The sequence below is a fragment of the Salinivirga sp. genome (genome assembly GCF_055145285.1).
Map to the genome: position 1 here is coordinate 20971 of NZ_JBSRDC010000041.1, position 9739 is coordinate 30709.

Genomic DNA, 9739 nt, shown 5'->3' on the forward strand with positions numbered 1-9739 from the left:
ACAATAAGATTACTATTTTTGTATTCTTTTAGTAAAACACAGTAAACAAATTGATTCAATATGAAGGAGATACCCACACAGTACAATCCCCTGAACACAGAAGATAAATGGTACAGCTATTGGCTTAAACAAGGTTTTTTTCACTCAGAACCTGATGATCGCGAATCTTATACCGTGGTTATACCGCCACCTAATGTTACTGGTGTTTTACATATGGGCCACATGCTGAATAATACAATTCAGGATGTGTTGGTGCGTCGTGCCCGCATGAAAGGTAAAAATGTTTGTTGGGTACCGGGTACAGATCATGCATCAATTGCCACCGAAGCCAAGGTTGTGAATAAACTCAGGGATGAGGGTATCGATAAACATAGCCTTACGAGAGATGAGTTTCTTAAACATGCCTGGGAATGGAAAGAGAAGCACGGCGGAATAATACTTGACCAGTTGAAAAAGTTAGGTGCCTCCTGCGATTGGAATCGCACGGCGTTTACTATGGACGAGGAGTATTCGCAAAGTGTATTTCAGGTATTTGTCGATTTGTATAAAAAAGGAAAAATTTACCGTGGCGTTCGCATGGTGAACTGGGATCCCAAAGCAAAAACTGCGGTAAGTGATGAAGAGGTAATTTATAAAGAAGAAAAATCAAAGCTTTATTATCTTAAGTACTTTGTCGAAAACAACGAAACTGAATATTTAACCATTGCAACAACCCGGCCTGAAACAATATTGGGCGATACAGCTGTTTGTGTTAATCCTGATGATGAACGATTCAGAAAATTTGTAGGTAAGAAAGTTATAGTGCCACTTGTGAACCGCCCTGTAGAGGTAATAGAAGACGAGTACGTAGATATGGAGTTTGGTACGGGAGCCCTTAAAATTACACCTGCACACGATATTAATGACTATGAAATAGGACAACGCCATAATCTGAAGTCGATTGATATATTTAATGATGACGGTACGCTCAATGAAGCCGCTGAAATATTAGTCGGAACCGACCGTTTCGAGGCCAGGAAAGAAATTATTCCACTGCTGGAGCAGCATGGAAATATGCTTAAAATAGAAGATTATACCAATAAAGTTGGTTATTCTGAACGAACCGATGCCGTTATTGAACCGCGCTTATCAATGCAATGGTTCATGCGCATGAAGGACATTTCTAAGCCGGCTCTTGATGCAGTGATGAATGATGACGTTCAGTTTCACCCGGCCAAATTTAAGAATACGTATCGCCACTGGATGGAAAACATTCAGGATTGGTGTATTTCTCGTCAGCTTTGGTGGGGACATCGTATACCGGCCTGGTATCTTCCAAACAGTAATGATTTTGTCGTTGCTAAAACGGGAGAAGACGCTTTAAAACTTGCTAAAGATAAAACCGGTGATGAAAATTTAACGCTTGAACAGTTGCGGCAAGATGAGGATGTGCTGGATACATGGTTTTCATCGTGGCTGTGGCCTATTTCTGTGTTTAATGGGTTGACCCAACCAAACAATAAGGATATTCAATATTATTACCCGACAAATGATCTTGTAACAGCACCCGAAATTATGTTTTTCTGGGTTGCCCGCATGATTATTGCCGGTTATGAGTATATGGGCAAAAAGCCCTTCGAAAATGTGTATTTTACAGGAATAGTACGCGATCAGCATCGCCGGAAAATGAGTAAATCGCTGGGTAACTCGCCAGATCCTATTAAACTGATGGAGAAATATGGTGCCGATGGAGTTCGGGTAGGTATGTTGCTATGTTCCCCTGCTGGCGGTGATTTGCTTTTCGATGAATCACTACCAGAGCAGGGTCGAAATTTTGCCAACAAGATTTGGAATGCTTTCCGACTTGTGAAAAATTGGGAAGTAGATAATAACCTTGAGCAACCGGAAGCCTCCAAAATGGCTACTGCCTGGTTCGATGCCAAACTTAATGAAACAACCAGAAAGCTTGATCAGCAATTTGAACAATTCCGCTTAAGTGAGGCGCTAATGACTGTTTATAAGCTTTTTTGGGATGAGTTTTCGTCCTGGTTCCTTGAAGCCATTAAGCCGGCTTATCAGCAGCCTATTGATAGCAAAACAATGTCTGAAACCATTGTGCTTTTTGACCGTTTGCTACATATCCTGCATCCGTTTATGCCGTTTATCACAGAAGAAATTTGGCACTACCTTGAAGATAGGGCAGATGGTGAATCATTGATGGTGACACCCGCAAGACCCGCAGGAGAATTCAATGTTAAAGACCTCGACCTTTTTGAGCAAGCCAAAGAAGTGGTAGCAGGTGTGCGTAAAGTGCGTAAAGAGAAAACCCTGCCCATGAAAGAAGATTTGAATTTGTTTGTGAATAAGGGAGATGACTCATGGCCGGAAGCATACGAGTGTGTAATTCGAAAATTAGCCAATGTGGACCAGCTTGAACATACAGCAGAAAAGGTGGAGAATGCTACTTCATTCCTTGTGCGTACGCATGAATGCTTTATCCCTGTTGGCAATCTGATTGATAAAGATGCTGAGTTGGAAAAGCTCAATAAAGATTTGGAATACAATAAGGGATTCCTGAAGTCAGTAATGAAAAAATTAGGAAATGAACGGTTTGTGAATAATGCTCCGGAAAAAGTGGTGGAAGCAGAGCGTAAGAAAAAGGATGATGCCGAGCAAAAAATTAAAACACTTGAGCAACAAATTGCTAACCTGGGTTAATACAGGCAGACAATAAAACTAAAGCTTCGCTCATGAAAGATTGAGCGAAGCTTTTTGGGTTTTATGCCCGTTTTATTTCTTTTCTATTGTGTTGCAAGTTCCAAAAATTAAATGCTGTGTGTGACCTTTAACTTGTGCTGAAGCACCTTAAAAAATTTATTAACAAATATTTATGATTTCATTTGTGAGTATTTTTCAAACAAAAAACGCTTGAGGATTGTTTGATATTAAACCCATTAAATTGACTTGCTGATGAAGCGTCTAAATTTGAATAATGAAGAAAAGAAGCAGCTTAGCCGCCGAGAAATCAAACGGGTTGCGGAAAAGCTAGGTAAACCGCCTACAAAAATAGAATACAAAGGGCAGGAGGATACTCGTATCTCATATGGCCAAATAGTCTATCTTTATGGAACATGGAATGCTGCAGTTCACGATGCAGGATTACAGATTAACTTGTACAGATTGCCTCCGAGCAACGAGATTTCTAAGGAAGAGCTGATTCAGGAATTTATTAAAGCAGCCAACGCCGAAGGTAAAATGCCTTCTTTCAGGCTTTTTAGGAAGCACAGCGATTTGTCTTTGACACCGTTCATCCGGCACTTTAAGTCCTGGAACACTGTGAAACAATATGTTTATGATCATTACCGTGACGAACTGCGCTTTGCTCCACCTAAGATTTTGCCAAAGCGCAAAAGGCGGAAGCGTCAGGAACAATAAGTAATTTATAACTGTTTTTTTGTGAATCCATTTGTTGAATGGAGGGAAGTTATTTTGTAGCTTCCCTTTTTTCTTTAAGTATTTCAACTTCTTGCACGCAGGTTTCCCATTGCTCCAATTCAATGGTCAGTTTGTTTTCCAGTTTATCTAATTCGCTGCTGTCTTTTTCGTACTCTGCTTTATCAGGGTCAGCCATTTTTTTGTGCAAAGATTCTATGTCAGCTTCGCAGTTTGTTATTGATTGCTCCAGATCTGAGGCCTTTTTTTCTGTTTTGCGAATTTCTTTATCCAGCTGTTTTCGTGTTGCATGCAACTCTTTATTGCCAAGATTTGTATTGGCTGTTTTGTCTTTGTTTTTTTGGTCTGAGTTGGTATTTAGCTCGTTAAGTCGTTCCAACTTACGTTTTCTGATAAACGCTTCAATTCCTCCTAAATGTTCTATAACTTTCTTGTTTCGGAACTCATAGGTTTTTTCTGTCAGGCCTTCCAAAAAATATCTGTCGTGCGAGATGATAATAAGTGTACCATCAAAATTATTCAGGCCCTTTTTAAGTACATCTTTCGAATACATGTCAAGATGGTGGGTCGGTTCATCCATTACAAGCAGGTTGATAGGCTTTAGCAGCATGCAGGCTATAGCGAGTCTGGCTCTTTCGCCTCCACTAAGTACGCTGACTTTTTTATCGATATCTTCTCCGCTAAATAAAAAAGAACCTAATATGTCGCGGGTTTTTGTACGCATGTCCCCTGTAGCAATGTCATCGATGGTTTCGAAAACAGTTTTTGTCGGGTCCATTTGCTCGGGTTGGCTTTGAGCATAATAGCCAATTTTTACATTGTGCCCTATTTTCAGTTTCCCTTCATGCTCCAGTTCATTCATAATGATGCGCACAAGGGTGGTTTTTCCTTCTCCGTTTTTCCCTACAAAACTTACTTTTTCGCCACGCTCAATGGTAAAGTTGGCATTACTAAACACATGTACGTTGTCAAAAGACTTGCCTACTTCATTTGCATCAATTACTATGTCGCCCGAACGGGGGGCCGGCGCGAAACGTAAATTCATAACCGATGAGTCCCTATCGTCTATTTCAATGCGGTCCATTTTTTCGAGCATTTTCACTCTACTTTGAACCTGTACTGCTTTGGTGGCTTTGTATCGAAATTTTGCTATGAAATCTTCGGTTTCTTTGATTTTCTTTTGCTGGTTTTCGTAGGCGGCCTTTTGCTGCTCCCGCCTTTCTTCTATTAGTTTTGTATATTGGGTGTAGGGTACAGGGTAATCGTAAATGCGACCCAGCGAAATTTCAATTGTTCTGTTGGTGATAGCATCCAGAAATGCTCTGTCGTGTGAAACCATAATAACAGCTCCGCGATAGCTTTTGAGCAATTCCTCCAGCCATGATATACTCTCAATATCGAGGTGGTTGGTAGGCTCATCCAATAGCAATACATCGGGTTGCTGTAACAATATTTTGGCCAGTTCAATTCGCATGCGCCATCCGCCACTAAATTCTGATGTTGGCCGAGTCAGGTCTTGTTGTTCAAATCCAAGTCCGGCCAGTGTTTGCTCAGCAAAACCTATGCGCTTATCACCATCCATCATCTGGTAGCGTTCGTTTTTATCCGATACACGAGTAATTAAATCCATGTATTCTTCAGATTCATAGTCTGTGCGTTCGGTAATAGCCTTGTTTAAATGAGCGATTTCATTCTCCAGCTCGTTAATGTGCTCAAATGCAGTGAGGGTTTCTTCCATTACAGTTTGCGTATCGGCAATTTGCATGTGCTGCGGTAAATAACCAATAGACGTGTCTTTTGAAATGGCCAGCTGCCCTTCGTCATAATCCTGTAAGCCTGCAATTACTTTTAAGATTGTCGATTTTCCGGCGCCATTGCGTCCTGCAAGGCCTATCCGGTTTTTAGGATTAACCTTAAAAGATATTTTTTCGAAAAGCGCTACGCCATCGAACCTGATTGTAATATCGTTGAGTGCTATCATCTTTGCCAAATAAAATGAGAATGCGAAGTTATAAAAAGTTGATTGAATAAGATTAATGTAATATGAAAATAGGGTATGTTTGAATTATGTGTTTTTTAGCGCAATTATTTTCAGAAAGTTTAAAAAATCATGGACTTTCGCGGCGTATGCCTATCTTTGTGGCAAACCATTTACACATGACACCTATTTCTGTTGTAGTTATTACTTTCAATGAAGAAAAAAATATAGGCCGTTGTCTTGAATCTGTAAAGGAAATAGCTGATGATATTGTAGTGCTTGATAGCTTTTCCAAAGACAATACAAAAAATATTTGTGAGGAACACGGAGCTCGCTTTTTTGAACATAAATTTGACGGGCACATCGAACAAAAGAATCGCGCCATCTCTTATGCAAAATATCCACATGTGCTTTCGTTAGATGCTGATGAGGCGCTCGATGATATTCTACGAAAAAAAATTAGTGCGGTTAAAGAAGATTTTAAGGCTGATGGGTATTATTTTAATCGGTTGACAAATTATTGCGGGAAATGGATCCGGCATTGTGGTTGGTATCCTGATCGGAAACTTCGTTTGTGGGATAGTCGAAAAGGCAAATGGACCGGCGAGAATCCACATGACAGGTATGAAATGGAAAATGATGCTGAAATTCGCTATTTGAAAGGTGATTTATTGCATTATTCGTTTTATACCATTGAACAGCACATGGATACCATTAATAAATTTTCATCGATTGCTGCTCATATGCGATTTAAGAGCGGGCAGCGATTTTCGTTTTTTAAACTCTGGATTAGTCCGTTGTGGAAATTTTTTAAGTCATATTTTTTAAAGGGCGGATTTCGCGATGGGTTTTATGGTTACGTGATTTGTAAGAATTCTGCTCATTCTACATTTTTAAAGCAGGCAAAACTATATCAATTGTGGCACAAGGAAAAAATAAAGAAGTAATATGTTTCTTTAATTCGTGTAAGGCCTGGGGAGGTGGTGAGAAGTGGCATTTTGAAATGGCACAGCGGCTTTTTGCCGAAGGCATGAACGTAATTTTGTGTGCAGCACCAGATAGCCGCCTGGCGCAACGCGCAAAAACTGCCGGAATACCTATGTATGAATTTGAAATAGGAAACCTGGCGTTTTTAAATCCTTTTTTAAGGTCAAAGCTGAGCAGCTTCTTTAAAAAAATAAACGTACAACATTTGGTGCTTAACTTACCTGCCGACCTCAAAGCGGCAGGCATGGCGGCGCGGAATGCTGGTGTTCCGGATATTATTTATCGCCGGGGAAGTGCCATCCCGGTTAGCAACACGTGGTTGAACCGGTACTTGTTTGGAACGGTGGTAGATCGGGTGTTGGCTAATTCAGAAGAAACCAGAAGAACCATCTTACAGCGAAACAGTAATTTTATTGACCCTGAACGCATAAAGGTTATTTATAACGGAATTGACCTTGAGCGTTTCGATGCCGATGAAGCTGAGCATTACGACAGAGAAGGCTGTTCATTAATACTTGGAAACCTTGGCCGGCTCGAAGAACAGAAGAACCAGATGTTCTTGCTTGATGTAATGGAAATATTATTGAAACGAGAATATAATGTTTGCTTGAAAATAGGAGGCGATGGGCGTCTGAGGGAAATGTTGCAGAAAGAGATTGATGATCGGAATTTGCAAAAGCACGTTACTTTAACTGGTTTTGTAGATGATGTGAAGTCTTTTATGAGTCATATCGATATTTTTCTACTTTCCTCTTTGTGGGAGGGGTTCGGTTATGTGCTTGTTGAAGCTCAGGCTTGTGAAAAACCAATAGTAGCTTTTAATGTGAGCAGCAACCCCGAGGTGGTATCTCACAAAAAAAACGGATTACTTGTTCCGGTAAATGACAATGATGCTTTTGCCGATGCTGTGATGCAACTTATCGACGATGAAAAGATGCGGAAACTTATGGGCCGAAACGGTCGTCAGCGCACACAAAGGTTGTTTGATATTAACCAAACAACAAAAAACCTGATTGAATTTTTCCAATCAGGTTCTTAATATCATTTTTAGACTTTTTTGTACAGTTCGTCTATTATGCCGGCCAATTTATGGTCCTTATCTGTTATTTTCCCCACGTCATGGCTCATCATGCTTATATGAAGCTTATTGTACCCATGCAGCAGTATGTCCGGATGGTGTTCCATCTTGTCTGCTTCCTGTGCAATTGCCCCAATAAAAGCAGCGGCTTGCGAAAATCCTGTAAAAGTAAAGTCCTTAACTAATTGATTGTTTTGTTCTTGCCACATAACATTTTTATTGTGTGACAGATTAAACCCGGATTTGTTCTAAGGAACTACAGATTAAACATAATCTTTTCTAATTTGCAGGCCTTTCTTTTCCAGCTCTTTTGTAACATTTCGCAGCATCTCTACTTTATCTTTTAATGGTAAAAATGCGGATTTAAAGGAGTTGATAATCAGGTACTTTATTTCTTCTGCAGTAAAACCAAATTCTTTAGCAGCAATTTCGTATTCTTTTGTCAGGGTAGTGTTACTAATCAATCTGTTATCGGTGTTAAGCGTAACACGAATACCCATATCGAAATAGAATTTAATCGGATGTTTCTCAAATGATGCGACAGATTTGGTTTGCACATTTGAAGTAAGACACATTTCCAGCGGTATGCGATGATCGTTGACATAATTAAGCAAATCGCCATCTTCAAACAGTCTTGTTCCGTGTCCCAGTCTGTTGGCCCGGTTGTAATGCATTGCCTGATGAATGGATTCAGGGCCGTAAGCCTCACCTGCGTGTACAGTAGTGTTGATGTTGTTGTTTATGATTAAGAAAAATGCTTCTTTATGCTCTTTTGCCGGGAAATCTCTTTCGGCACCAGCAAGGTCAAACCCCACTACGCCGCGGTTTTTATAGGCTACAGTAATTTCGGCTAATCTGAGTGTAACTTCAGGATCGAAATGTCGCAAACCACAAACTATAATCCCAATGGTAATGTTGAAGTCTTTTTCTGCTTGCTTTTTGCCTTTGATTACCGCATCGAGCACCTCTGTAAGTTTAAGCCCTTTTTTGATATGAAGAACAGGACTGAAGCGAATTTCAATGTAACGCACGTTTTCTTCAGCAGCATCTTCTGCCAGCTCATATGTAGCTCTGTAAAGCGAGTCTTCCCATTGCAATACTGAAGTGGTTACGTCAAATGGCCTGAGGTATTCCTCAAGACTGTTACATTTATCTCCTACTTGCAGGAAATTTGCTAGTTTTTCTTCTGAATCTACAGGGAGTTTAACTTTGTGTTTTTGTGCCATTTCCCACATTGTTTTCGGGCGCACAGAACCATCTAAGTGGCAATGTAACTCTGCTTTTGGCAGGCTTTTTAGAAATTCATAATTTAATTTTGTCATATCTGTTTTGTTTTTATGCTTTAAGAATAGCAAAAACAGCCGGCTTTTTATGCAGGTCGGTTTTGCTCCTTTTCCATTGATTAATATTTTTGGTTACTATGTATTCGTCTTCGGTTGTTATATTTACAGCTATACACAACTGTGTTTGCTGATGGCATACTTTTAGGAGTTGTTCCAGGAGTTGGTTGTTCCTGTAAGGCGTTTCCATAAAAATTTGTGTCTGGTTTAACTGGGCTGATCTTTTCTCAAGTTCCTGTATTTTTTTCGCTAATTCCGGTGTTTTAACGGGAAGGTATCCATTAAATGCAAACGATTGCCCATTCAGTCCTGACGCTATAAGGGCCAAAACAAAAGAAGAAGGACCGGTGAGGGGAACAACTTTAATATGGTTGCGATGGGCCAGGCTGACTAATTTACTGCCAGGGTCTCCTATGCCGGGTAATCCTGCTTCTGAAATAATGCCGGCATCATTTCCTTTGAGTAGCGGAGTGAGCATTTCGTTCAATGCTTCATCGCCGGTTTTTTTATTTAACACAAAGAAATGGCTGCCGTCTATATCAAAACCTTTGTCGAGTTTTCGTAAATAACGGCGTGTAGTTTTGATGTTTTCTGCATAAAAATAGCTTAGCGCAGTCGTGATATTCTGAACCTCCCGGGGAATGGAAGCGTTCGGATTAGTATCTCCGAGTAACATTGGTAGTAAATAAAGGGTACCGATCATATAGGCTAACTGCAATTTTTATGATAAAATTGAGCAAAGGTACACTTTTTTAATTAATGCTCCAACACCTCATTTTATGTTCACTTTATAGTGTCAGGGCAAACGCATTTAAAAAATAGAGCAAAATTTGATAAAACTCGCCTATTTCCTTTGTACAGTGATTGATTAATAGTATTTTAGTGTGTGAAATGCCTAGGTGTATTTGTCAAAAAAATGGCAAA

General features: G+C 40.0%; 8 protein-coding genes. 4 read left to right on the forward strand and 4 right to left on the reverse strand.

What is annotated here, in order from left to right; genetic code table 11:
• The first annotated feature begins 60 nt into the window (after nt 1-60).
• Both ACTB0Y_RS08245 and ACTB0Y_RS08250 read left to right on the forward strand, forming a co-directional pair.
• A complete protein-coding gene (locus ACTB0Y_RS08245) occupies nt 61-2697 on the forward strand; it encodes a valine--tRNA ligase (protein ID WP_463206340.1) in 2637 nt (878 codons plus the stop codon).
• Nucleotides 2698-2949: 252 nt separating this feature from the next.
• A complete protein-coding gene (locus tag ACTB0Y_RS08250; RefSeq protein ID WP_463206341.1) occupies nt 2950-3414 on the forward strand; it encodes a homing endonuclease associated repeat-containing protein in 465 nt (154 codons plus the stop codon).
• Nucleotides 3415-3463: 49 nt separating this feature from the next.
• On the opposite strand, the gene ACTB0Y_RS08255 is transcribed toward ACTB0Y_RS08250, so the two are convergent.
• The gene (locus tag ACTB0Y_RS08255) at nt 3464-5413 is read right to left on the reverse strand and encodes an ABC-F family ATP-binding cassette domain-containing protein (protein ID WP_463206342.1); all 1950 of its coding nucleotides are present in this window, start codon (nt 5411-5413) and stop codon (nt 3464-3466) included.
• A gap of 176 nt (nt 5414-5589) precedes the next feature.
• Between ACTB0Y_RS08255 and ACTB0Y_RS08260 the strand changes: the two genes are divergently transcribed.
• The gene (locus tag ACTB0Y_RS08260) at nt 5590-6357 is read left to right on the forward strand and encodes a glycosyltransferase family 2 protein (protein WP_463206343.1); all 768 of its coding nucleotides are present in this window, start codon (nt 5590-5592) and stop codon (nt 6355-6357) included.
• The gene (locus tag ACTB0Y_RS08265) at nt 6330-7436 is read left to right on the forward strand and encodes a glycosyltransferase family 4 protein (protein ID WP_463206344.1); all 1107 of its coding nucleotides are present in this window, start codon (nt 6330-6332) and stop codon (nt 7434-7436) included. Before ACTB0Y_RS08260 ends, ACTB0Y_RS08265 begins: the two co-directional genes overlap by 28 nt.
• A gap of 8 nt (nt 7437-7444) precedes the next feature.
• On the opposite strand, the gene ACTB0Y_RS08270 is transcribed toward ACTB0Y_RS08265, so the two are convergent.
• The 3 genes from ACTB0Y_RS08270 to ACTB0Y_RS08280 are packed head-to-tail and all read right to left on the reverse strand — an operon-like array spanning nt 7445 to nt 9518.
• Complete coding sequence (locus ACTB0Y_RS08270; RefSeq protein ID WP_463206345.1) at nt 7445-7684, reverse strand: 4a-hydroxytetrahydrobiopterin dehydratase; 240 nt, start codon at nt 7682-7684, stop codon at nt 7445-7447.
• Between the two features lie 54 nt (nt 7685-7738).
• Nucleotides 7739-8797: an adenosine deaminase gene (gene add / locus ACTB0Y_RS08275; protein ID WP_463206346.1), complete on the reverse strand. Its 1059-nt coding sequence runs from the start codon at nt 8795-8797 to the stop codon at nt 7739-7741.
• 13 nt (nt 8798-8810) lie between these two features.
• Nucleotides 8811-9518 carry an SAM-dependent methyltransferase gene (locus tag ACTB0Y_RS08280; protein WP_463206347.1) on the reverse strand — a complete coding sequence of 236 codons (708 nt, stop codon included), beginning with the start codon at nt 9516-9518 and terminating at the stop codon, nt 8811-8813.
• Nucleotides 9519-9739 lie beyond the last annotated feature (221 nt).

Coding starts and splice junctions, on each gene's coding strand:
- ACTB0Y_RS08260 (WP_463206343.1), top strand. CDS start 5,590: ATGACACCTATTTCTGTTGTAGTTATTACTTTCAATGAAGAAAAAAAT.
- add (WP_463206346.1), bottom strand. CDS start 8,797: ATGACAAAATTAAATTATGAATTTCTAAAAAGCCTGCCAAAAGCAGAG.
- ACTB0Y_RS08245 (WP_463206340.1), top strand. CDS start 61: ATGAAGGAGATACCCACACAGTACAATCCCCTGAACACAGAAGATAAA.
- ACTB0Y_RS08270 (WP_463206345.1), bottom strand. CDS start 7,684: ATGTGGCAAGAACAAAACAATCAATTAGTTAAGGACTTTACTTTTACA.
- ACTB0Y_RS08255 (WP_463206342.1), bottom strand. CDS start 5,413: ATGATAGCACTCAACGATATTACAATCAGGTTCGATGGCGTAGCGCTT.
- ACTB0Y_RS08250 (WP_463206341.1), top strand. CDS start 2,950: ATGAAGCGTCTAAATTTGAATAATGAAGAAAAGAAGCAGCTTAGCCGC.
- ACTB0Y_RS08280 (WP_463206347.1), bottom strand. CDS start 9,518: ATGATCGGTACCCTTTATTTACTACCAATGTTACTCGGAGATACTAAT.